This window comes from Cryptosporangium sp. NPDC048952, from assembly GCF_043197895.1.
Classification (GTDB): domain Bacteria; phylum Actinomycetota; class Actinomycetes; order Mycobacteriales; family Cryptosporangiaceae; genus Cryptosporangium.
In genome coordinates this window covers 52,763-75,620 of sequence record NZ_JBICTY010000004.1, presented here as the reverse complement: position 1 = coordinate 75,620, position 22,858 = coordinate 52,763, and the positions used below count along the sequence as shown (strand labels likewise).

Sequence of the window (22,858 nt, the reverse complement as noted above, 5' to 3'; positions counted from 1 at the left end):
TGGGTCCTCCTCGCTGAGCCTTGCTCCAGGCTAGGAGCGGGCGGAGGCTCGACCTATGGGCGGAAGACCCATCAGTGCGCCGAAGTCATGTGTGGATCCACCCGCGACGCCAGCTCGTCGAGGCGCACGGCCAGCGAGATCCGGAACAGCCGCTCGTCGTCGCGCCAGTCGATGCCGAGCACCCGGTCGAGGCGGTCCAGACGCTGCAGGATCGTGTTCGTGTGGAAGTTCAACGCCCGCGCCGTCTTCGTCGGGCTGGCGGCGCACCGCACGAACGCCCGCAGCGTCGGCAGCAGCTCGGTGCCGCGCTCGACGTCGTACGCGCGCACCGCACCGATCGTGGCGTCGAGGAACTCCCGCAGTGACCGCGGATCGGTGTCCAGCACCGCGGAGTACGGCAGGTAGTCGTTCGTGCGCTCGGTCGTGCCGGTGACGCCCAGCGCGGACAGCAGCCGGGCCGTGCGGGCGGCGGTCGCGACCGCGCCGGCCAGCCCCGCCACCGAATCGACGCCAGGCGGCACCACGCAGCCGACCGGTTCCCCGACCGCAGCCGCGAGCCGCGCCCGCACGGCGTCCGGATCGACCGTCGCGGGCAGCCCACCCGACGACACCAGCGCGACGACCGACCCTCGCCGTTCCCCCACCAGGGCGCCGGGCAGCTGCTGTTGCGCCGCACGCACCACCGCACTCCGGGCCGTCCCGGACACCGTGAACAGCAGCACGGTGTCGAACTCCCCCACTGGGACGTCGAGCCGCCGCGCCCGCCGCTCACCGTCCGCCCGGCGTTCCGGATCGCCGTCGACCAGGTCGGCGACCAGCTCCGCCTGGATCCGGCTCTCCGCGTCGGCGACCGCCTCGCGCTGCAGCGCGAGCAGCGCGCCCACCTGCATGGCCCGCTCCACGGTGCGTCGGTCCACCGGTGTGAGTTCGAACTTGCCGACGCCGAGCAGCGCGGCGCCGAAGTAGCGCGGACCGGCGGTCATCGACGCCACCGCGGAGAGCCCGTCGTCGTCGACCAGAACGCAGCGTCCGGACGAACGGGCGGCCTCCAACGCACTGCGGGTGACCGCGCCCAGCGAGACGTCCGCGGCCGAGTCGGCGGAGTCCGCGATCGGCCGGTCCCGCTCGTCGATCACCACGACCCGGCGCCCCAGCGCGGCGCCGAGCGTCCGCGCCACCGGCCCGAAACCGCCGCCGGCCAGCACGGCACGCAGCAGGTCCTGGTGGACGGTGTTGGCACGGTCCCGCTCGTCCAGGTGCGCGGTGAGCCGCTCCAGCGCGCTGCGTGCTTCGTCGTCGGAATGTTGCAGGTCACGCATGCGCTGGGCGGTCTGGAGCACCACCGACGCGTGGTCGGCGAGCGCGGAGAGCAGCGCGATCTGGTCCTGGGTGAACGCCATCTCCTGCCGGTTGGCGACGAACAGGACGCCGAGCACGTCGCCGCCGGAGAGCATCGGGACGCCGAGGATCGACACCAGGCCTTCGGCCGCGACCGCGTCGTCGACGCCGGCGTCGTGCCGGTCGGCGGCGTAGCGGGTGTAGTCAGCGACCCAGTGCGCGGCCCGACTCTCCACCACCGCTCCCGCCAGACCGGCTCCCGGCGGGACCTCGAGCTGCTGGAACACTGGGCTCACGGAGCCCTTCGTGGTGCGGACCCGGAGCGTACGGGTGCGGGAGTCGAACTCGGAGAGGTACGTGACGTCGCAGCCCATCATCGTGTGCGCGCGCTCGACGAGCCGGTCGAGCAACGTGCCGGTGTCGTGCACCTCGGCGAGCTCGCGGGCGCTCGCGAACAGCACCGTCAGCTCGTGCTCCCGACGCCGGAGCCGGCCGAGTTCACGGCGGGCGCCGAGCAACCGGTCGAGCACCGCGGCGGCGGCGCCCGGCTCGATGTCGAGGCGTTCCAGCGCTTCGCGGACGCGGTCGTCGTCGCGCTGCCCACCGGCCACCGCGTCGATCACCGCGAGCAGCGCGGAGGGCATCGCCGCGTCAGTCATGTGTCGAAACGCTAGCAACTCTCGTGATCCATGGGTACTTGACACATGACTCGTTCACACGGCGAGTCCGGCTTACGTTGTACGATCTGGCGGATGAGCGCGCCACGGACCCCACTGAGCAGGGAACGGGTGCTCCGGGCCGCGATCGACATCGCGGACGCCGAGGGCGTCGAGGCCCTCACGATGCGGCGGCTGGCGCGCGCTGTCGACGCCGAGGCGATGTCCCTGTACCACCACGTCAAGAACAAAGACGACGTGCTCGACGGCGTGGTCGACGTGATCGCGGGCGAGATCAACGCGGCGGTCGAGGACATCGACGGCCCGGACTGGAAAGCGGCAGCGCGCGAGCGCATCCTCACCGCCCGGTCGATCTTCCTGCGCCACCCGTGGGCACCGCCGGTCTTCGCGGGCCGCACCCAGGTCAGCTTCCAGGTGGTGCTCTACCACGACCGGCTCGTCGGGCTGATGCACCGCGGCGGATTCTCCTACGACCTGGCCCACCATGCGCTGCACGCGCTGGGGAGCCGGGCGCTCGGCTTCGCCCAGGAACTGTTCGACCCGGGCGACGCCGGCGGCGACACCGACGTGCCGCCGGAGATGGCCGCCGCGGTTCCGAACCTGGTCGGCATGCTCACCGAGGTCGCGCACGACGATCCCGACTCGACGCTCGGCTGGTGCGACGACCAGTTCGAGTTCGAGTTCGGTCTGGACCTCGTCCTCGACGGCCTCGAGCGCCTCCGCACGACCTGACCCTCAGGGTTCACCCGGGTCCGCTCCACGGGCCCTTGACTCCCCTTACGTTGTAAGTCAACCTTACGTCGTAAGAGCGGCTTACAACGTAAGGGAGCGTCCGATGAAAGCGATCCTCCACACCACCTACGGTGACCCCGCGGTCCTCCGGTTCACCGACGTCGAAACACCCGTTCCCGCCGCCGGCGAGGTGCTGGTCCGCGCGCAGGCGATGTCGGTCAACGCTCGCGACTGGCACCTGATGCGCGGCGACCCGTATCTCGCCCGGCTCAGCGCCCCCGAGCTCGGATTACGCGGCCCGAAGGTGACGATCCGCGGCACCGACTTCGCGGGAGTCGTCCAGGAGGTCGGCGCGGGTGTCACCGACCTGGCGCCCGGCGACGCGGTGTTCGGGGAAGCGCCCGCCGCATTCGCCGAGTACGTCGTCGCGCCGCGGGACGTCGTCGAGCGCGCGCCCGGCTCGCTCAGCCCGAACGAGGCCGCGGCACTCCCGCTGGCGGCGAACACCGCGCTGACGAGCCTCCGCGAGATCGCCGCGATCCGACCCGGTCAGACCGTGCTGATCAACGGCGCGTCCGGTGGCGTCGGTCTGTTCGCAGTGCAGTTGGCCGTTGCCGACGGGGCGGACGTGACCGCTGTGTGCAGCACCCGCAATGTCGAAACCGTGCGGGCGGTCGGCGCGCACACGGTCGTCGACTACACGCGCGAGCGCGTCACCGGTCGCTACGACGTGGTGTTCGACCTGGTCGGCAACTTCTCGCTCAAGCAACTGCGGCAGCTGCTGACGCCCGGCGGCACGCTGTTGCTCTCCGGCGGCGGCACGTCCGACGGCGGCAGCCTGTTCGGGCCGATGGGGCTCATCGTGGGTGCTCAGCTGCGCGCACCGTTCCTGCGCGAGCGTGTCGTCGTCCCGGTGGCGAAGCCGTCGCGGGCGCGCCTCGCGACGCTGCGCGAGCTCGCGGACGCCGGTGTACTGCGCCCGATCGTCGAGCGTTGCTTCCCGCTGGCGGCGGCAGCGGACGCCATCCGCCACATGGAAACCACGCACACCACCGCGAAGATCGTTCTGACGCCCTAGGTGGAAGCCCGGCGCTCATGCGGTGTCGAGGCCCCGTTCTTCGGGTAGTTCCGCAGGACGCTTAGCGTCGGGTTGTCCCGTCGCGCTACTGATCGCGTGAGGTGTCGGCCGTGTCCATCACTGAAGAGGTCCCCCGCCGCGGGCCGAAGAACATGTTCAGCGGGCGGCGGCCGATACCGGCCCACGTCACGGTCTACCTGTTCGTCATCCTGCCGTTCGTGGCGTTGCTCGCCGCCGTGCCGTTCGCGTGGGGGTGGGGGCTGAGCTGGGTCGACGTGGGGCTGGCCGTGCTCTTCTACGTGATCACGTGCCTGGGCACCACCGTGGGGTACCACCGGTACTTCACGCACGGGTCGTTCAAGGCGAAGCGGCCGCTGCGGATCGCGCTCGGGGTCGTCGGGAGCATGGCGGTGCAGGGGCCGGTGCGGCACTGGGTCGCTGATCACCGGCGGCACCACGCGTTCAGCGACAAGGAGGGCGATCCGCACTCGCCCTGGTTGTTCGGTACGTCGCCGTTGGCGCTGGCGCGGGGGTTCTGGCACGCGCACCTCGGGTGGATTCTCGACCGGTCGCTGACCAATCAGCAGCGGTTCGCGCCGGATCTGGTCGCTGACAGGGACATTCGGATCGTGCACCGGTTGTTCGGGCCGCTGACGATCGTCACGTTGGTCGCGCCGGCGTTGCTGGGTGGGTTGATCACGTGGTCGTGGGAGGGTGCGCTGAGCGCGTTCTTCTGGGCCGGGTTGGTGCGGATCACGTTGCTGCACCACGTCACGTGGTCGGTGAACTCGGTGTGCCACATGATCGGTGAGCGGCCGTTCGCCGCGCGGGACAAGTCGGCGAACTTCTGGCCGCTCGCGATCCTGAGCATGGGCGAGTCGTGGCACAACCTGCACCACGCGGATCCGACGAACGCGCGGCACGGCGTGTACCCCGGGCAGATCGACATCTCCGCGATGGTGATCCGCCTCTTCGAGCGCCTCGGCTGGGCCTACGACGTGCGCTGGCCCACCCCCGAACGCCTGGCCAAAATCACCCGCGCTCCGGCCTGACCGCCTCCCCCTCCCGCCCGGCGTCCGCGTCGCGCTCGGGCGGCTCCGCTCGCTCGGGTGATGCCTCGCGCTCGCGGTGGATTGCTACGCCGACGATCACCAGGGCGACGCCCGCGATCTCCGCCGGCGACGGCACCTGCGCCAGGACGATCACGCCGATCACGGTGGCGGTGGCCGGGAGGATCGAGACCATCAGGGCGTAGGTGGCGCGGGGCAGGCGGGCCATCGCGAGTTGGTCGGTCACGTACGGGATCACCGACGACGAGATCCCGACCCCGATCGCTGCGGCCAGCGCAACGACGTCCGTGAACGCGGGTGCGGCGTCACGAATCCCGAACGGAACCGCCACCACCGCGGCGATGATCATCGACAACGCCAGCCCGTCGAGCCCCGACACCGCAGAACTCCGCGCCACCCGGTGCCCCAGCACGATGTACGCCGCGAACAACACCGCATTGGCCGCCGCGAACACGAACCCCAGCGGCTCCCCCACCAGTCGCACGTCGACCAGCAGGTACACACCGGCAACGGCACAACCCAGCGCGAGCAGGTTCCGCCGCGTCCGCGCCGCCCACGCCGCAAGCACGATCACCGGCAGGAACTCGATAGCGGCCACGGTGCCGAGCGGCAGCCGCTCCAACGCGAGATAGAACGCGCTGTTCATGACGGCCAGCACGGCGGCCCAGCCGATGAGCACGCCCCGTGGCGCCGCACGCCAACTACGCCACGGCCTCCGCCACACCGCGAAAATCAACGCCGCGGACGCGATCCGCAACCACGCCACACCCAGCGCATCCACCCGCGCGAACAACAGCACGGCAAACGCCGGGCCGAGATAGTGGAACACCGCACTGACCACGAAGTAGGCATGCGGTGGAAGCCGTTTGGTCATACGAATATCGTCGAAACCGACGCCGCCCAACACCATGCACCATCGAAGGCACGGGGGCCTTGTGATGACGTCTCGCGCACCCAGATTGCCGAACGGCCTTCCAGACGCAAAGACCCTCCTGGATGACGTCAATCAAGCGCTGTTGAAGGCATTGGACGACGACCCGCGGGCCAGTGCGGCGGAACTCGCGCGGCAGGTCGGCATGTCGGCGCCCGCGGTCCGGGAACGACTCACGAGACTCGAAGAAGCCGGGGTCATCCGGGGCTACCGCGTCGACATCGACCCGGCCGCGATCGGGTTGCCGATCGCCGCGTGGGTGCGGGTCCGACCGGGTCCGGGCCAGCTGCCGAAGGTCGCCGAACTCGCCGGCCGCACCCCGGAGGTCAGCGAGTGCCACCGCATCTCCGGTGACGACTGCTTCCTGATGAAGGTGCACGTGCCGGCGATCGAGGCGCTCGAAGACGTCCTCGACCGGTTCCTGCTGTACGGCCAGACGGTCAGCTCGTTCGTCGTGGCGACGCCGGTGGCGCCTCGCACGCCGGGCTCGTCAGTGTCCTGACATCCCGCCGTCGACGGCGAGCGTCGTGCCGGTCACGTACGACGACGCGTCGCTGGCCAGGAAGATCACGGCGGCGTCGAGCTCGTGCTGCTCCCCCATCCGGCCCAGCGGGCTGTGCGCGTCGATGAAGTTCCGGAGTTGCTCCTGGGGAACCTCGGCCGTCATCTCGCTGGTGAAGTAGCCGGGCGCGATCGCGTTGACCCGGATCCCCTTGCGTCCCGCCCACTGCTGCGAGAGGTCCCGGGTGAGGCCGACCAGGCCCGCCTTGCTCGCCGCGTAGGCGGCCTGCGGCGAAAACGACGCGATGAGCGCCAGCACGCTGGCGATGTTGACGATGCTCGATCCGCGCGGCATCACCCGCGCCGCCGCCTGGGCCATCCAGTAGGCGCCCATCAGGTTCACGTCGACGACACTGCGGAACTGCTCGGGCGTCTCACGGGTCGCGGGGACCGCCGTGCCCAGCCCGGCGTTGTTCACCAGAACGTCGAGATGCCCGAGCTGTTCCACAGCGGCGCGGGCGACCTCGGTGCAGGCGTCCGGATCGCTGACGTCGGCCTTGACCGTCACCGCCTGCCGACCGATCGCCCGAACCGCGTCGGCCACCGACTCCAGCCGGTCCGCACGGCGCGCGGCCAGCACCACGTCCGCACCGGCCGACGCCAGGGCGACGGCGAATCCCGCGCCGAGCCCGGAACTCGCACCGGTGACGACAGCGACCTTGCCGGCCAGCGAAAAGCGGTCCAGCACCGAGCTCATGGGCCCTCCTGGGCGGTGATACGCAGGGCGTTCTTCCGGATCTTCCCGGTCGAGGTGCGCGGCAGCTCGCTGAACACGATCCGCTTGGGCACCTTGAACCCGGCGAGCCGTTCCCTGGCGAACCGCACCAGCTCATCTTCGGTGACCGTCGTGCGCGTGGTCACGAATGCGACCGGGATCTCACCCCACTTCTCGTGCGGCGCTCCGACCACAGCGCTTTCGACCACCGCCGGGTGCTCGTCGAGCACCCGCTCGACCTCGACCGACGCGATGTTCTCCCCGCCGGAGATGATGACGTCCTTGAGCCGGTCGCGGATCTCCACGTAGCCGTCGGGATGCATCACCGCGAGGTCGCCGGTGCGGAACCAGCCGTCGTAGGAGGCCTGCTCGGTCGCCTCGTCGTCGCGGTAGTAGCCGAGCATGACGTCGTTGCCGCGGATGACCAGCTCGCCGATCGTCTCGCCGTCGGCCGGCCGGTCACGGCCGTTCGCGTCGACGACACGCAGCGGCGACGCGACGACGTTCGGCACACCCTGCCGGGCCTGGCGGCGGGCGCGGGCGTCGTCGTCCAGCGTGTCCCACTCCGGCTGCCAGACGTTGATCACCGCCGGGCCGAACGTCTCGGTGAGCCCGTAGAGGTGGGTGACCTCGATGTTGAGCCGGCGCATCCGGGCGAGCAGCGCCGGTGACGGCGGCGCGCCGCCGGTGGTGGCCTCCACCGGCCGCTCCAGCGGCGCCGCGGACGGGTGCTCGGCGATCATCGTCAGCACGGTCGGCGCCGCGCTGAAGTGGGTCGCGCGCGACAGCGCGGTCCAGATCTCCGCGGGCTTCACCGCCCGGAGCGCCAGATGCGTGGCGCCGGCGGCGGTCACCGCCCACGGGAAGCACCAGCCGTCGCAGTGGAACATCGGCAGCGTCCACAGGTACGTGGACCTCGGACCGAGTCCGGTGTGGAAGGCCATCGCGAGAGACTGCAAGTAGGCGCCCCGGTGGTGGTACATGACGCCCTTGGGGCGCCCGGTCGTTCCGCTGGTGTAGTTGATCGCGAGCAGCGCGCGCTCGTCGTCGGTCTCGAGCCGCGCGGGCTCGGCCGACGTCAAGTCGTTCTCGTAGTCGAGGATCACGGGGAGGCCGAGCCGCTCGCCCAGCTCGGTGGCGATCGCCGCGTACTCCTGGGTCGCGATCAGCAGCGACGCCCCCGAGTGTTCCAGGATGTACGCCAGCTCGTCGGGGGCGAGCCGGGTGTTCAGCGCGACGAGCACCGCCGACCGTAACGGCACCGCGTGGTGCAGCTCGAGCAGCACGTGCGAGTTCGCGCAGAGCGCGGCGACGCGGTCGCCGGGCCCGATGCCCCGGGCGGCGAGGACGCCGGTGAGCGCGTCGACCCGTTGGTGGAGCTGCGCGTAGGTCAGTTCGACGTCGCCGTCGATCACCGCGGTGCGGTGGGCGAAGACGGCGGCGGAGCGGTCCAGGAAGCGGGTGGGGCTCAGTGGCTCCCAGCTGGTTACGGGCACCACAGCTCCTCGAAGACGCCGTCGGTGGCCTCGCCGGGTGGCCAGACGTCGGACGGTGGGTAGTAGAGGATAGCGTCGTCGATGCCGATTTTCTCGTAGCGTGCGAGGTGTTCGCGCACGCGGTCCGCCGAGGTCCAGATCGGATGTTCGGTGGTGGCCTTGCTGCCGAGCAGGAGCGCTTTGCGCAGCGTGGAGGGGTCGCGGCCGGTCTCTTCGCACGCGCGGTGGAGGGCGTCGGCCCGCCGCCGGGTGACGTCCAGGTGCTCCGCCGCTGTCAGCCCGAAGCCTCCGTACGACACCCACCGGTCCCCGTACTCAGCCGCCACCCGCAACGCCCGCGGCCCGTGCGCGGCCACGGTCAGCGGAATCTTCCGCGTCGGCCGCGGCGCCCAAGGCCCGGGCACCCCGCCGATGCCCGCGCCCTCGCCGCCCGCGCCCTCGCCGCCCGCGGCGCTACTGCCCGCGGCGGCCGCGCCGCGCACTGTCGCGGCAACGGTCGCGACGAAGGTGCGGAAGTGGGCGGCGCGTTCCGGGCCGGGCCAGAGGGGGACGCCGGCGGCGGCGTGGTCGCCCGGGGAGTAGCCGGAGCCCAGGCCGAGTTCGAGGCGTCCGCCGGAGAGGTGCTCGATCGAGAGGGCCTGGCGGGCCAGCGTCGCCGGTGGTCGCAGCACCGGGTTGGACACCAGCGTCCCGAGCCCGATCCGGGTCGTCACCTGCGACAACCCGGCGAGCACCGACCACGCGTCGAGCCACGGCCCCGACGGCCGCGCCGGATGCGCGATGTGGTCGTCGACCCACAGCGACGCGACCCCGAGCGCCTCGAGCACCCGCGCCCGGGAGACCAGAACCTCCCACGGCTGGTCAGGAAGCAGAAGCGCGTGCAGCCTCACGGTTCAGCCCACTCAACGCCATTTCGATGAACGTCTCGGTGAAGTACGTCAGCGGCTGCGGCCCGTCCGGGTCGTACCAGCGGTGGATCCAGTTGAACATCCCCAGGATCCCGAGCACCGCGACCAGCGGCTCGATGTCCGACCGGAAGTCCCCGGCCTCGACCCCCTGACGGATCAACGTCGTCATCGTGCGGCCGTAGGAGTCCGCGTTCCCCCGGATCTGCTCGGCGTTGGAACCCGACATCACCTTGTGCACGTTCTCGCTCAGGAAGATGAACAGCTCCGGCGTCTGCACCATCGACTCGGCGTACGCACGCAGGGCACCCCGCAGCCGGTCGGGCGCGGTACCCGGCCCGACCGCGATCTGCTCGATCTGCTGCCGCATCTCGTCGATCGGCCCGAGCAGGAGCGCGACGAGCAGCTCCTCCTTCGTGCCGACGTAGTAGTACAGCGTCGCCCGGTTGATACCGACCTCGTGCGCGACGTCCTCGAGCGTGGCCTGGCCGTACCCGAGCCGGGTGAACGCCCGCGCCGCACCGGACAGGATCTCCTGCCAGCGCGCGTCCGACCGCGATCCCGCGCTGCTGCGCCGACGTTCCCGCCGCTTCGAGATCTCGCTCTCGGGAGGAGCCGGTGCCCGTTGCGAGCCGGTAGCCATGCGCCTCCGCTTTCGTCCCGATCGTCGGACTTCCGGGAAAGCCTACCGTCACGTCAACGCAAGCGCAGATCACGCTTCAGCACCTTGCCGCTGGCGTTCCGGGGCAGTTCGTCGTCGATCTCGAAAACGGCCGGGATCTTGTACTTGGCCAGCCGCGCAGCCAGGTAGGCACGCGTGGCCTCCGGGTCGAAAACAGCACCCGGCTCCATCACCAGGTGCGCGCGCACGATCTCGCCCCAGTGCACGTCCGGAACACCCACGACCGCGGCCTCCCGCACGCCGGGCACCGCGCAGAGCACGCTCTCGATCTCCGGCGGATAGATGTTCTCCCCGCCGCGGATGATCATGTCCTTCTTGCGGCCGGACAGGTACAGGTACCCGTCCTTGTCCCGGTAGGCCATGTCGCCGCCCCGGAACCACCCGTCGACGAGGACCTCCGCGGTCTCCGATGGCAGCCCCAGGTACCCCGACATGCACGCGTCGGAGCGCGTGACGATCTCGCCGACCTCACCCGGCGGCACGTCGTTCAGGTCGTCGTCGCACAGCCGCAGGACGACGCCGATCCCGGCCTTGCCGATCGAGCCGAGCAGGTGCTCCTGGCCGGCCAGCGCGAGCCGGTGGTCTTCCGGCGTCAGGACGGTCTGCAGTCCGGCTTCGGTGCCGGCGCCGAACATGTTCAGGAACTCGCAGTTGAAGCGCTCCATCGCCCGCCGCAGCAACGCCGGTGACATCGGCGCCGCCCCGTACCCGATCGACTTCAGCGTCGAAATCCGCCCCGAAGACAGCGACGGCTCGTGCAGCAACGTGTCGATCATCGTCGGCACCAGGAACACACCGTCGAGTTCGCCGCTCAGGATCCACTGCGCGACCAGGCCTGCGTCGAACGCCGGTAACACCAGTGACGTGTGGCCGCGGGCGACGCCGGCCAGCGTGTAGAGCATCCCGCCCACGTGGAACAGCGGTGCCGCCGAGTAGTGGAACGACAGGTTCGTCATCCGCCGCTCGAGGATGCACTGCATGATCATGTGCTTGACCATGCGCTGCGAGTGCATGACGCCCTTGGGCAGCCCGGTCGTGCCGCTGGTGAACGCGAGGCACACCAGGTCGTCGTCGGAGACCGGCGTATCGATCTCTTCGTCCGGATTCGAGGCCACCATCGCCTCGTAGTCCGACTCGTAGTTGACCAGCAAGGGCACGTCGAGCCCTCGCACCATGTCGGAGTACCGATCGCTGTAGAACAGCGCCGCGGGCGACGCCGTCGCCAGCAGCGTCTGCAGCTCGGGCAGGGCCAGCCGGAAGTTCAGCGGGACGTAGACCGCGCCCAGCTTCATGCAGGCCAACAGTGTCTCGACGTACGGCACCGAGTCGGTGGCGAACAGCGCGACGCGGTCGCCCTTTCCGACCCCGGCCCGTTGCAGGCCGACGGCGATCGCGTTCACCCGGCTGTTGACCTGGCCGAACGTGTAGGTGGTGCGCTCGGTGACGAAGCAGGCTCGGTCCGGGGTGTTCCCGGCGTTGATGCGGATCCAGTCCGCCGTCCTGGTGTTCTGGTGGACCACGGTGTCCCCTTCACAGCTTGGGAAGGACCTCGGTGCCGATGAGCTCGATCGAGCGCAGAACCTTCTCGTGCGGAATGTTGTACGACTGCACCAGCAGTAACAAGACATCGACGCCGACAGCTTCGTAACGGCGACACATCTGGAGGAAATGGTCCGGATCACCGCAGAGGACCGTTTCGTTGTTCACGAGGTAGTCGAAGGTCAACTCATCCAGCGAAGTGCCGCCGAGCAGACTCCGGGCGTACTCGTAGCTGCCCAGGTTCGTGCCCTCCTGCCAGGCACCGAGCGCGGCGATCTGCTCGAGTGACGTCTGGATGTACCAGGGGAACGCCTCCCGCGCGTCCGCGTGCGCCTCCGCTGTCGTCGCCGCACAGTGCGCCTGGGCGAACGTCGCAATGCGTTCGTGCTTGTACTTGCCGACCGGCACCGCCTCGGCGAGCCCGTCGCGGTAGCGGCCGATGCGCTTGGTGAGGCCTTCCGGCGGGATCGCCACCGAGAACGAGAGCAGCCCGAGGCCCTTGCGGCCGATGATCTCGTGGCTGTCGGAACTCGACGATGCCGCCCACAGCGGTGGGTGCGGCTTCTGCATCGGCTTGGGCACCACCCCGCGCGGCGGCAGCTTGAAGTAGTGGCCGTCCCAGCTGAACTCCTCTTCGGTCCAGCAGCCGACGACGACGTCGAGCGCCTCCTCCCACATGGGGCGGGTGTCCGGCGGGCTGATGCCGAAGCCCTCGATCTCCGTGCGGGTGCCGGAGCGTCCGGTGCCGAACTCCAGCCGGCCCTTGGACAGGATGTCGACGGTCGCGGCGGCTTCCGCGGCACGCACCGGGTGGTTGTACGGGAACGGCAGGAGCCGGACGCCGTGGCCGATCCGGATGTTCTGCGTGCGGGCCGCGATGGCCCCGTAGAAAACACCCGGCGCGGACGACTGCGAGTACTCACCGAGGAAGTGGTGCTCGACCGTCCACACGCTGTCGAACCCGAGCCGGTCAGCGAGTTCGATTTGCAGCAGTGTGTTCTCAAAGGCCGTGTACGCACTGTCATCAGTCCACGGCTTGGGCACCGGCAGCTCATACATCAACGCGAGTTTCATCCAGAACCTCAATGTCATCGTCAGCGTTGACGCAGACCGTAAACCGCTGCGAAGCTCGTCGTCAACGAAAACGCTGACAACGCGGAGGGCCCGTCGATGACGACTGTTCCGGACGAGTTCGTCGGACCGGAGGGACGCGCGCTCGCCTCCGAGATGCTCCGCCGGATGTACGCGGTGCGCCTGTTCGAGGAAGCGACGATCCGGCTCTTCCACGCCGGCGAGCTGCCCGCGATGGTGCACCTCTCGATCGGTCAGGAGGCCGCCGTCGTCGGGGCCTGCCTGGCGACGACGACCGACGACTACATGACCGGCAACCACCGCTCGCACGGTCACCCGATCGCCAAGGGCGCCCGGCTCGACGCGTTGATGGCCGAGCTCCTCGGCAAGAAGGGCGGCGTCTGCGGCGGCAAGGGCGGCAGCATGCACCTGGCCGACTTCTCGGTCGGCAGCCTGGGCGAGTCCGGCATCGTCGGCTCGGCGATCCCGGTCGCGACCGGCGCCGGCTTCGCCGCCCAGGTCAAACGATCCGGCCAGGTCGCGCTCTGTTTCTTCGGCGACGGCGCCGCCAACGAGGGCGTGTTCCACGAGTCGGCGAACATGGCCGGCACGTGGCGCCTGCCGGTCATCTACTTCTGCGAGAACAACGGGCTGGCGGTCAGCGCGGCGATGGCCGACACGACGGCGGTGCCCGACATCGCGATCCGCGCCGCCGGGTACGGCATGCCCGGCGTCGTCGTCGACGGCCAGGACGTGCTGGCGGTGTACCGGGCTACCCGAACGGCGGTGGCCCGGGCACGCGCCGGCGACGGGCCGACGCTGATCGAAGCCAAGACCTACCGGTTCCACGAGCACGCGTACGGCCTGCAGGTGCCGGTGCCCTATCTCGACGACAACGAGGTCAAGGACTGGCGCGAGAACCAGGACCCGATCGCGCTGTTCCTCGCCCGTCTGCAGGAGTGGGGTCTCGCTGACGACTCCGTTCGGGCCGAAGTCACGACTGAGGTCGACGCTGCCATCGAGTTCGCCAGGAACAGCCCCTATCCCCCGCCGGAAGACGCCTACACCGACCTGTACGCGGAGGCGCACTCATGAGCCGCGCGAGCCAGCTCGGCTTCCTCCAGGCCATCAACCAGGCTCAACGCGAGGAGATGGAGCGGGACGACAGCGTCGTGCTGCTCGGTCAGGACCTGCGCGCGAACATCTTCGGCGCCGCCAACGGCATGCTCGACCGGTTCGGGCCCGACCGTATCCGCGACCTGCCGCTGTCCGAGGCGGGCTCGATCGGTCTGGCCGCCGGGGCGGCAATGGCCGGGTTGCGGCCGATCATCGACCTCACCGTCGCGAGCTTCGTGTTCGGCGCGATGGACCAGTTCGTCTCACAGCTGGCCAAGGCCCGGTACATGTTCGGTGGTCAGGCGACACTGCCGGTGGTCGTGCGGGCCGCGCTGTACTACCACGGCGGAACGGCCGGTCATCACGCCGATCGGCCGTATCCGATGTTCATGAACGTACCCGGGCTGAAGATCCTGCTGCCGAGTACGGCCGCGGATCTCAAAGGGCTGCTGAAGACCGCGATCCGGGACGACAACCCCGTGCTGTGTTTCGAGGACGCGAACCTCTGGGGCCGGAAGGGGCGGTCGCCGCTGCCCCCGGAGGATCAGCTGATCCCGTTCGGTATCGCCGCTACCCGCCGGGAAGGCGACGACGTCACGATCGTGGGCCTGGGGCAGGGGGCGTTCCTCGCGCTGCAGGCCGCCGAGGAGCTCGCTCACGAGGGCATCGAGGCCGAGGTGATCGATCCCCGGACGCTCGTGCCGATGGACTGGCCGGCGATCGAGGAGTCGGTGTCCCGTACCGGGCGGCTCGTTGTCGTCGACCCGGCCAACCGGACCTGCAGCGCCGCGAGCGAAATCGCCGCTCATGTCGTCGAGAACTGTTTTTCGTCGTTGCGCGGGCCGGTGCAGCGGGTGACGACCGACGACATCCACGTGCCGTTCAGCCCGGCGCTGGAGAAGCAGATCTATCCGACGAAGGACAAAGTCGTCGCGGCTGTGCGTCGCGCGGTCGAAGGGAAGTAGATGCGCCACGAAGTGCGGTTGCCCCAGCTCTCCATGGGGATGAGCGACGCCGAGATCGTCGACTGGTACGTCGAGGAGGGCGAGACGGTGCCGGAGGGCGCCGATCTCGTCGAGGTGGAGGCCGAGAAGGCCCGTTCGGTCGTGCCCGCCCCGGTCGCCGGCATCGTCCGCGAACTCCGCGGCGACGCCGGCGACGTGATCGAGGTCCGGGACCTCCTGTGCGTCATCGAACTCCCCGACTGACCGCGGCGCGGACGGCGGCGAATTCCGGGCCCGCCAGGGCCCGGTCCTCCAACTCCAAGCCCAGCCGCAGGATGCCGAGGGCCGTGCGGAGGTGGGCGTTCAGGATCGCCTTCGTGGATTGGAGGGCGTACGGGGGGAGGGCGGCCCAGCGTTCGGCCAGGGCCGTGGCCTCGGCCAGCGGGTCGTCGGACGCCGCGTGGATCAGCCCCACGTCGACGGCCTCGTCCGCGGTCAGGACCGCTGCCTCCAACAGCAAGAACTTCGCGCGGTTGACGCCGATCAGGAGCGGCCAGAGCGCCGCGCTGCCGTTGCCGGCGGTCACCCCGCCGGCGACGTGCCGGTCCCCCAACCTCGCGGAGCGAGCCATGAACGCGGCATCGGCCACCGTGGCCAGGATCGCGCCGAGCCCCAAGGCATCCCCGTTCACCGCGCAGATCAACGGCTGGTCCAGGTCGATGAGCGACTCGATCATCATCCGGGCCTCCGCGATCGGTGTGAGCCCGGTCAACGTGGTGAACGTCCGCTCCGGACCCGCGTCACCACCCAGGCAGAACGCGTCCCCGGCACCCGTGAGCACCACCGCACGCACGTCCGGAGCCGCCCGCACGTCGGTGAAGATCCGCGTCAACTCCGAGTGCATCGTGTCGTCCACCCGGTTCCCGTGCTCCGGCCGATCCAGCGTCAGCGTGAGCACCGATCCAGCGAAACCCAGCCGGATCCGCTCGTAGTCGGCCTGTCGCAGCATCACGCACCCCACTCGTTGATGTATGCAATCTCACTTCTACCTCTTGCCAACACTAGTGTTGATAGTGCGTAATGGACCGGCGTTCAGCCGAATGAGATCGGCGAGCTGCTGATTGTGTGCAATCCCCATCCCCAAGGAGGTCGATGGTGGGCCCGTTATCCGGCATCCGCGTGCTCGAACTCGGCAGTTTCATTGCCGGCCCCTTCGCCGGCCAGCTGCTCGCCGACTACGGCGCCGAGGTCATCAAGATCGAGGCACCGGTCACCGGCGACCCGATGCGCCACTGGGGCGTCACCCGCGACGGAGCGTCCCTCTGGTGGCCGGCGATCGCCCGGAACAAGAAGTCCGTGACGCTCGACCTGCGCACCGAGCGCGGCCAGCAGCTCGCCCGCACGATCGCGTCGGAGTGCGACATCGTGCTGGAGAACTTCCGGCCCGGCACGCTCGACCGCTGGGGACTCGACTACGCGAGCGTCAGCGCCGGGAACGCCGGTGTCATCTACGTGCACGTCTCCGGGTACGGCCAGACCGGGCCGAAGTCCGGGGAGGCCGGGTTCGGCTCGATCGCCGAGGCGGTCGGCGGGATCCGGTTCACCACCGGCGCGCCCGACCGGGCACCGGCACGCACCGGGATCAGCCTCGGCGACTCGCTCGCCAGCCTGTTCGCGGTGGTCGGCGCTCTGGCCGCGCTGGCCGAACGCGGACGCAGCGGCCGCGGCCAGGAGGTCGACGTCGCGATTTACGAGGCCGTGTTCGCGCTGATGGAGTCGTTGCTCGCCGACTACGTGCACGGCGGGGTGCTCCGGACGCGTACCGGGCCGGTGCTGCCCGGCGTCGCGCCGTCCAACGTGTACCCGACCGCGGACGGCGAGGAGGTCGTGATCGCGGGGAACGCCGACACGGTGTTCCGGCGCTTGGCCGACGTGATGGGGCGTCCCGAGCTGGCGACGGATTCACGCTTCGCGAGCCACAGCGCGCGTGGGGCCCACGCCGAGACACTCGACGGGCTGGTCGCCGACTGGACTCGCGGCCTGGGCACCGCGGAGGCCCTCGCCACCCTGGCGAACGGTGGCGTTCCCGCCGGTCTCATCAGCACCGCGGCCACGATCCTCGGCGACGAACACTTCGCGGCTCGCGACATGGTGGTCCAGCGCAAGGCCTCCGTCGGCGGCGACGAACTCGACGTACCGATGAACGGCGTCGTCCCGAAGTTCTCCCGCACCCCCGGCGCCATCGAAGCGGTCGGCCCGTCCCTCGGCGAACACACCGCCACCATCCTCCGCGACCTCGCCGGCCTGTCCGACGCCGACCTGACGGCCCTCCGCGCGGAGGGGATCGTATGACCGCGCGCTTCCGCGAACTCCGGCAGCGAGTGAGCGCGCCCTTGCGCGAGCTCCGGCAGCGCATGAGCGCGCGCCACGGCGGGGGGCGGTCATGACCGCGCTGCTGGAGGTCAGTGATCTGACGGTGCGGTTCGGGGGCGTGACCGCGCTGGACGGGGTGTCGTTCGAGGTGCGGTCCGGGCAGGTGTGTGCGCTGATCGGGCCGAACGGCGCGGGCAAGACCACCGCGTTCAACGCGATCAGCCGGCTGGTGCGTCCGCGCGGCGGGGAGATCCGGTTCGCCGGCGAGTCCCTGCTGGCCCACCGCGCCTCGGACCTGAGCAAGCTCGGCATCGCCCGCACCTTCCAGAACCTCGCGCTCTGGCCGGGGCTGAGCGTCCTGGACAACGTGATGGTCGGCCTCCACGCCGAGGGGCACGTCGGCTTCGGACGGGCCCCGCTCGGCCTCCCCGCCTACCGCGAAGACAAAAAGCTGAAGGCCAAGGCCTACGCGGCGCTCGACTACTTCGGGGTCGCCGATGTTGCCCACCAACTCTGCACCGGTCTCCCGTTCGGCACGCTCAAACGCGTCGAACTCGCCCGCGCGGTCGTCCTCCGACCGCGCCTCCTGCTGCTCGACGAGCCGGCCAGCGGCCTCACCCACGGCGAGGTCCGCGAACTCGGCGACGTGCTGCGGACGGTCCGCGACGAGCTCGACGTCACGCTGCTGCTGGTCGAGCACCACATGGCGTTCGTCATGGACCTCTCCGACTACGTCGTCGCGCTCGACTTCGGCCGCAACCTCGTCAGCGGCCGCCCGGCGGAGATCCGCACGGACTCCCGGCTCGCCGAGGCCTACCTGGGGCGGTCCGCATGAGTGCACTGCTGCACGTCACAGACCTTCATGCCTACTACGACGACGTCGAGGTGCTGCACGGCGTCAGCCTGAACGTCGACACCGCAGAGAGCGTCGTCGTGCTCGGCGCCAACGGGGCCGGAAAGACCACGCTGCTGCGCTCGATCTGCCGCATGGTCCGCACGACCGGTGAGATCGACCTGGACGGCGACCCGATCACCGGACGGCGCACCGACCAGCTGGTCGCACACGGCCTGGCGATGGTGCCCCAGGGCCGGGGCACGTTCCCGGACCTCACCGTCGAGGACAACCTGCGTGCCGGTGGCCTCACCCGTCGACGCGGCATCGACGCCGACATCGACCACTGGTATGAGGTGTTCCCCCGTCTGAGGCTGCGCCGCGACCAGGCCGCCGGCAGCCTCTCCGGCGGTGAGCAACAGATGCTCGCGATCGCCCGGGCCATGATGAGCCACCCCCGGCTCCTCCTCCTCGACGAGCCCTCACTCGGCCTCGCGCCGAACGTCGTCGAACAGCTTTTTGGCGTTCTGACGCGGGCAAGCGCCGAGAGCGGGGTCGCGCTGCTGATCGTCGAGCAGAACGCCCAGATCGCGCTCGCCGACGCGCAGCGCGCCTACGTCCTCGAAGCCGGAACGGTCGCCGCGGCGGGCACCGCGGCCGAACTCACCGCCGACGACTCGATCCGCAAGGCCTACCTCGGTTACTGAAGGGAGGACATCGTGACCGTTCTCGAGAAACAAGCCCCTCCCGACGTGCTCCGCCTCGCCCGCCGACGCTCGGCGCGCCGGGCCCTGAGCATCGTGGTCGCGGCGCTCGCCGTGTTCTCCGCCTACGCGGTCATCGCCGACGGCGCAACGCTCTACCTGCAACGACTGGTCGACGGCACGTCGAACGGGGTGCTGTACGGGCTCGTCGCTCTATCGCTGGTCCTGGTGTACAAGGCGACGCGCGTCATCAACTTCGCGCAGGGTGCGATGGCGATGGCCGGCACGTTCCTCGCCTACACCGCGTGGAACTCGTGGGGGTTGCCGCTGGTCGTCGCGATCCTGCTGGCGATGCTGGTCAGCGCGGTGGGAGCCGCCGGTGTCGAACGCGTGCTGGTGCGGCCGTTCGACCCGGCCAACCACCTGGCGATCACGATCGTCACGTTGGCGCTGTACCTGATCTTCAACGCGGGCGCCGCCATGATCTGGGGCTTCGACCCGCGTGGCTTCCCGAGCCTGTTCCCGACCGGTTCGGGTTCGCACGTCGAGGTGCTCGGGGCGCGCCTGTCCTACGTCGAACTCGGGACGCTGCTGCTGGCGGTCGTGCTGGTGCTGGCCCTGCACCTGGTGCTGACCCGTACCCGGATGGGCCTGCGGTTCCGGGCGGTGGCCAGCAGCCTCGACTCCGCCCGGCTGGTCGGGGTCCACATCGGCGCGACCGTGCAGGGCGCGTGGGCACTCGCCGCGGCGGTCGGCACGCTCGCCGGTTGCCTGGTCGCCCCGACGACGTTCCTCGACCCGACGTTCATGGACAAGGTGCTCGTCTACTCGTTCGCCGCCGCGACGCTCGGCGGGCTGGACTCCGTCGTCGGCGCGCTGGTCGGCGGTGCGGTCGTCGGCCTCACCGTGACGCTGGTGACCGGCTACGTCCCCGCGGTCGGCGGCTCGTTCGGGTTGGCCTGCGCGTTCGTCGTCATCATCGCGGTTCTGCAGTTCAAGCCGACGGGCCTGCTCGGTGCGCGCGGATCGGAGCGGGTATGAGAGTCGTTGCGGGAACCCGCGGTTACCGCCTCACGCTGCTCGGTCTCGGGGTGCTGGCGGTCGCGCTGTTGCTGGCTCTGCCGTACGCGATCGGCACGATTTCCGGCATCGGCACGCTCTCCCAACTGGTCGCGTACGGCGTCGCCATTGTGGGTTTGGGGCTGTTGATCGGCTACTGCGGGCAGATTTCGCTCGGCGGTAGCGCGTTCGTCGGGCTCGGCGGTTACACGACGATCATCCTGGTCGCCGACCACGGCTGGCCGTACCTGGCGACGTTGCCGGTGTCGATAGTGATCTGCCTGGTCGCCGGTGCGCTGATCGGCATGCCCGCGCTGCGGATCCAGGGGCTGTACCTGGCGACGCTCACGCTGGCGATCGCCGCGCTGTTCCCGGTGGTCGTGGACAAGTTCGCCGGGCTCACCGGGGGGCCGAACGGCAAGGTCGCCGAGGATCCGATGCAGGTGCCGACGTGGCTGCCGGTGGATCCGTACTCGGTCACGGGACCGGCGACGATCCGCTTCTACACGATTGTGCTGGTCGCGGTGGTGGCGTTCCTCGTGGCCTACAACATCGTCCACTCGCGGATCGGGCGGGCGATGATCGCGGTGCGGGACGCTCCGCTGGGTGCCGCGGCGGCCGGTGTGCCCGTGGCCCGGGTGAAGATCTTCGCGTTCGCGATGAGCGCGGCGTTCGGTGGTGTCGCGGGGTCGTTGCTGGTGATCCAGCTGCCCGAGGTGTCCAGCGCCCGGTTCAACCTGAACCTGTCGATCTTCCTGCTGGTCGCGCTGATCGCCGGGGGTAGCCGGACGATCTGGGGCGCGATCCCCGGCGCGATCGTGTTCGTCACGCTGCGGACGTCGATCGCCGACTGGGCGTCCGACCAGGCACTGTTCTCCGGCCCGCGCGCCGGGCAGCTGGTCGGGATCCTCTCCGGCGTCCTGCTGCTCGCGTTCATCTTCCTGCTGCCCGGTGGCGTGGCCGACGGCGTGCGGCGGCTGTTCCGTCGCTTCGTCGACGTCGTGCCCACGTCACCCCGTGGCTGGCAGGACCACCAACTCCTGCCCGCTCGTGAAACCCCCGTTCCGGCCGAAAAGAGGCTCGTTCCATGAGACGTACGAAGACGTTCGTCGCCGCCGCGGCAGCGCTCGCCGTGTCCCTTTCGATGACCGCGTGTTCCCACGAAGACAGCAAGAAGGGCGCCGAGGCGGCGAAGTGTTCCACTTCGTCGCCCTCCACCGGCAGCGACTCGTCCGCCGACGGCACCGTGCCGACGGCCAACACGGCGCTGAAGGAGTACGGGCAGTCCGACGGCTGCACGTATTCCGGTCCCGGTGGATTCACGCTGGATCTGTCGAACTGCCCGGCGAACTGGAAGAACGACTCCGGCATCACCGACAAGGAGATCAAGCTCTTCACGAGCATGCCGCACTCCGGTGCGCTCGCGGCCTACGGCGCGATCGGCGACGGCATCAAGAGCTACTTCGACTACGTCAACGACAACGGCGGCATCTTCGGGCGGAAGGTCTCCCTCGAGGTCGAGGACGACCAGTACCAGCCGGACCTGACCCGCAAGAACGTCGACGCGGCGGTGCAGTCGGGTTCCTTCGCGTCGAGCTTCGCGCTGCTCGGCTCGGCCAACAACCTGAACGTGCAGCACGAGATGAACACCCAGTGCATGGGTCAGCTGCTCACCGCGGCGTCCGACGACGAGTTCTTCGACCCCCAGAAGAACGCCTGGACCACCGGCTTCGGCCTGAACTACCTGAACGAGAGCGCGATCTGGGCCGAGTCGATCAAGCAGCAGTTCCCGCAGGGCGCCACGGTCGCGTTGATCTCGATCGACAACGCGCTCGGCCAGTCCTACGTCCGCGGGTTCAAGAAGGCGGTCGAGGGCACGAACATTCGCATCGTCACCGAACAGACCAACGCGGTCGACGCGCCGAACCTCAACGACCAGGTCACCACCGCCGCGAACAGCAAGGCGCAGGTCGCGGTGCTGATCGAGGCCGGCACGTTCTGCACGCAAGGCATCGGGGCGGTCGAGAAGAGCGCGTGGGACCCGACGCTGATCACGTCGAACTCGTGCGCGCAGATCGCGACGACGTACGTACCGCTGCAGGAGCAGGGCCTGACCGGCAACGGCACGCAGGTCGTGCGGTACTACTACGCGCCGACGGACGTGGATAACGGGAATCCTACGTTTGCCGCACTCGCGATTTCGACGTTGAAGAAGCACGGGCTGGACGCGAACAACGCGCAGTACGCGAACGGCTGGTTCTGGGGCTGGTACATCGTCCAGGTGCTCAAGGACGCGAGCATCATGAAGGGCGGGCTGAACCGGGCGAACATCAACGTGGCCGCGCACTCGTACTCGAGCACGTACCCGTTGATGGCGTCCGGGGTCACCGGGAAGGTGAGCGGCGTGGACGACGCGTTCCCGTTCGAGGCCGGGCAGGTGTTCCGGTACACCGGGGCCACGACGACGTCAGCCGGCCACTTCGAGCCGGTGGGGTCGCCGATCGACAACGAGGGCAAGCTCGGCAACTTCACGAAGGCGTCGGCGAAGTAGTTGGTGGTGTGGCGCCGGGCCTTCGGTCCGGCGCCGCCGCGTGAGGCGCCGGACTTTGTCCGGCGCCGCTCGCTGGTTCAGCGGGGGCTTTCCAGGATGGCGCCGGTGACCATGGTGGCCGCGGGGGTCGCGAGAAAAGCGGCGAACGCGTCCACGTCCGCGTCTACCGGCACGATCAAGCCGTTCACCCGGACGCCTTTCGCGGCGTTCTCGCGGGCGAGACTCCGGACGAGGGCGCCCAGCGCCCCACGGAGCGCGTCGGTTTCGTCTGTGCGGGCGATCACCAGCACGTTGTCGCCGCGCGCGCAGGCTTCCTTCGCCTCCACGAAAGCCCTGGTCAGCGCATCTGCCAGCTGACCACCGGCCGCAGCGTCCAGGTCCGCGGCCGCATCCATCCTGACGATGGCGTTCACAGTGCCTCCTCGTTCGGCTCGTGGTTGAACGCTTCTCCCCCGTGATGGCAGGGAAAGCGGTCAACCACGAA

General features: G+C 69.8%; 23 protein-coding genes. 13 read left to right on the top strand and 10 right to left on the bottom strand.

From position 1 onward, the window contains the following. Positions 1–71 precede the first annotated feature (71 nt). The gene (locus ACGFY5_RS22890; protein WP_392722703.1) at positions 72–1,997 is read right to left on the bottom strand and encodes a helix-turn-helix domain-containing protein; all 1,926 of its coding nucleotides are present in this window, start codon (positions 1,995–1,997) and stop codon (positions 72–74) included. Positions 1,998–2,090: 93 nt separating this feature from the next. On the opposite strand from ACGFY5_RS22890, the gene ACGFY5_RS22885 reads away from it, so the two are divergent. The 3 genes from ACGFY5_RS22885 to ACGFY5_RS22875 all read left to right on the top strand — a co-directional run bounded on the left by ACGFY5_RS22885 (position 2,091) and on the right by ACGFY5_RS22875 (position 4,877). Then, complete coding sequence (locus ACGFY5_RS22885) at positions 2,091–2,747, top strand: TetR/AcrR family transcriptional regulator C-terminal domain-containing protein (RefSeq protein ID WP_392722702.1); 657 nt, start codon at positions 2,091–2,093, stop codon at positions 2,745–2,747. Positions 2,748–2,850: 103 nt separating this feature from the next. Then, on the top strand, positions 2,851–3,825 hold the full coding sequence (locus tag ACGFY5_RS22880) for an NAD(P)-dependent alcohol dehydrogenase (protein WP_392722701.1): 975 nt from the start codon (positions 2,851–2,853) through the stop codon (positions 3,823–3,825). Between the two features lie 152 nt (positions 3,826–3,977). Next, positions 3,978–4,877: an acyl-CoA desaturase gene (locus ACGFY5_RS22875; protein ID WP_392723885.1), complete on the top strand. Its 900-nt coding sequence runs from the start codon at positions 3,978–3,980 to the stop codon at positions 4,875–4,877. Here the strand turns inward: ACGFY5_RS22875 and ACGFY5_RS22870 are convergent. Next, complete coding sequence (locus tag ACGFY5_RS22870) at positions 4,858–5,769, bottom strand: DMT family transporter (RefSeq protein ID WP_392722699.1); 912 nt, start codon at positions 5,767–5,769, stop codon at positions 4,858–4,860. The genes ACGFY5_RS22875 and ACGFY5_RS22870 overlap by 20 nt on opposite strands. Before the next feature lie 64 nt (positions 5,770–5,833). Between ACGFY5_RS22870 and ACGFY5_RS22865 the strand changes: the two genes are divergently transcribed. Beyond that, entirely contained in the window at positions 5,834–6,328 is a 495-nt protein-coding gene (locus ACGFY5_RS22865; protein WP_392722698.1) for an Lrp/AsnC family transcriptional regulator, read from the top strand. Here ACGFY5_RS22865 and ACGFY5_RS22860 read toward each other — a convergent pair. Genes ACGFY5_RS22860 through ACGFY5_RS22835 form a run of 6 tightly spaced genes read right to left on the bottom strand, consistent with a single transcriptional unit; the run spans position 6,317 to position 12,798 of the window. After that, a complete protein-coding gene (locus tag ACGFY5_RS22860; protein WP_392722696.1) occupies positions 6,317–7,084 on the bottom strand; it encodes an SDR family NAD(P)-dependent oxidoreductase in 768 nt (255 codons plus the stop codon). The two genes, ACGFY5_RS22865 and ACGFY5_RS22860, sit on opposite strands and share 12 nt — an antisense overlap. Continuing rightward, positions 7,081–8,598, bottom strand: a complete 1,518-nt coding sequence (locus ACGFY5_RS22855) for an AMP-binding protein (protein WP_392722695.1) — start codon at positions 8,596–8,598, stop codon at positions 7,081–7,083. Before ACGFY5_RS22855 ends, ACGFY5_RS22860 begins: the two co-directional genes overlap by 4 nt. Next, entirely contained in the window at positions 8,589–9,488 is a 900-nt protein-coding gene (locus ACGFY5_RS22850) for an LLM class flavin-dependent oxidoreductase (protein WP_392722693.1), read from the bottom strand. Before ACGFY5_RS22850 ends, ACGFY5_RS22855 begins: the two co-directional genes overlap by 10 nt. Beyond that, positions 9,460–10,146, bottom strand: a complete 687-nt coding sequence (locus ACGFY5_RS22845) for a TetR/AcrR family transcriptional regulator (RefSeq protein WP_392722692.1) — start codon at positions 10,144–10,146, stop codon at positions 9,460–9,462. The genes ACGFY5_RS22850 and ACGFY5_RS22845 overlap by 29 nt, the downstream gene beginning before the upstream one ends. 53 nt (positions 10,147–10,199) lie before the next feature. Continuing rightward, positions 10,200–11,705 carry a class I adenylate-forming enzyme family protein gene (locus tag ACGFY5_RS22840; RefSeq protein WP_392722691.1) on the bottom strand — a complete coding sequence of 502 codons (1,506 nt, stop codon included), beginning with the start codon at positions 11,703–11,705 and terminating at the stop codon, positions 10,200–10,202. Between the two features lie 10 nt (positions 11,706–11,715). Next, positions 11,716–12,798, bottom strand: coding sequence for an LLM class flavin-dependent oxidoreductase (locus ACGFY5_RS22835; RefSeq protein WP_392722690.1), 1,083 nt, complete (start codon positions 12,796–12,798; stop codon positions 11,716–11,718). A 96-nt stretch (positions 12,799–12,894) separates the two neighbouring features. Here ACGFY5_RS22835 and ACGFY5_RS22830 point away from each other — a divergent pair, with 96 nt between their 5' ends. The 3 genes from ACGFY5_RS22830 to ACGFY5_RS22820 are packed head-to-tail and all read left to right on the top strand — an operon-like array spanning position 12,895 to position 15,119. Beyond that, a complete protein-coding gene (locus ACGFY5_RS22830) occupies positions 12,895–13,890 on the top strand; it encodes a thiamine pyrophosphate-dependent dehydrogenase E1 component subunit alpha (protein ID WP_392722688.1) in 996 nt (331 codons plus the stop codon). Continuing rightward, on the top strand, positions 13,887–14,876 hold the full coding sequence (locus ACGFY5_RS22825; RefSeq protein WP_392722687.1) for an alpha-ketoacid dehydrogenase subunit beta: 990 nt from the start codon (positions 13,887–13,889) through the stop codon (positions 14,874–14,876). Before ACGFY5_RS22830 ends, ACGFY5_RS22825 begins: the two co-directional genes overlap by 4 nt. After that, entirely contained in the window at positions 14,877–15,119 is a 243-nt protein-coding gene (locus ACGFY5_RS22820; RefSeq protein WP_392722686.1) for a biotin/lipoyl-containing protein, read from the top strand. On the opposite strand, the gene ACGFY5_RS22815 is transcribed toward ACGFY5_RS22820, so the two are convergent. Then, the gene (locus tag ACGFY5_RS22815) at positions 15,100–15,864 is read right to left on the bottom strand and encodes an enoyl-CoA hydratase/isomerase family protein (RefSeq protein ID WP_392723884.1); all 765 of its coding nucleotides are present in this window, start codon (positions 15,862–15,864) and stop codon (positions 15,100–15,102) included. The two genes, ACGFY5_RS22820 and ACGFY5_RS22815, sit on opposite strands and share 20 nt — an antisense overlap. Positions 15,865–16,007: 143 nt before the next feature. Here ACGFY5_RS22815 and ACGFY5_RS22810 point away from each other — a divergent pair, with 143 nt between their 5' ends. From ACGFY5_RS22810 to ACGFY5_RS22785, 6 genes are all read left to right on the top strand, one after another. Continuing rightward, positions 16,008–17,207, top strand: coding sequence for a CaiB/BaiF CoA transferase family protein (locus tag ACGFY5_RS22810; RefSeq protein WP_392722685.1), 1,200 nt, complete (start codon positions 16,008–16,010; stop codon positions 17,205–17,207). Between the two features lie 91 nt (positions 17,208–17,298). Then, on the top strand, positions 17,299–18,063 hold the full coding sequence (locus ACGFY5_RS22805) for an ABC transporter ATP-binding protein (RefSeq protein ID WP_392722683.1): 765 nt from the start codon (positions 17,299–17,301) through the stop codon (positions 18,061–18,063). After that, on the top strand, positions 18,060–18,767 hold the full coding sequence (locus ACGFY5_RS22800; protein ID WP_392722681.1) for an ABC transporter ATP-binding protein: 708 nt from the start codon (positions 18,060–18,062) through the stop codon (positions 18,765–18,767). The genes ACGFY5_RS22805 and ACGFY5_RS22800 overlap by 4 nt, the downstream gene beginning before the upstream one ends. Positions 18,768–18,779: 12 nt before the next feature. Continuing rightward, positions 18,780–19,805 carry a branched-chain amino acid ABC transporter permease gene (locus tag ACGFY5_RS22795; protein ID WP_392722680.1) on the top strand — a complete coding sequence of 342 codons (1,026 nt, stop codon included), beginning with the start codon at positions 18,780–18,782 and terminating at the stop codon, positions 19,803–19,805. After that, complete coding sequence (locus tag ACGFY5_RS22790; protein ID WP_392722679.1) at positions 19,802–20,914, top strand: branched-chain amino acid ABC transporter permease; 1,113 nt, start codon at positions 19,802–19,804, stop codon at positions 20,912–20,914. The genes ACGFY5_RS22795 and ACGFY5_RS22790 overlap by 4 nt, the downstream gene beginning before the upstream one ends. Next, entirely contained in the window at positions 20,911–22,374 is a 1,464-nt protein-coding gene (locus ACGFY5_RS22785) for an ABC transporter substrate-binding protein (RefSeq protein ID WP_392722677.1), read from the top strand. The genes ACGFY5_RS22790 and ACGFY5_RS22785 overlap by 4 nt, the downstream gene beginning before the upstream one ends. A 77-nt stretch (positions 22,375–22,451) precedes the next feature. Here the strand turns inward: ACGFY5_RS22785 and ACGFY5_RS22780 are convergent, their stop codons facing one another. Then, positions 22,452–22,787, bottom strand: a complete 336-nt coding sequence (locus tag ACGFY5_RS22780) for a Rossmann fold domain-containing protein (RefSeq protein WP_392722676.1) — start codon at positions 22,785–22,787, stop codon at positions 22,452–22,454. Between the last annotated feature and the right edge of the window lie 71 nt (positions 22,788–22,858).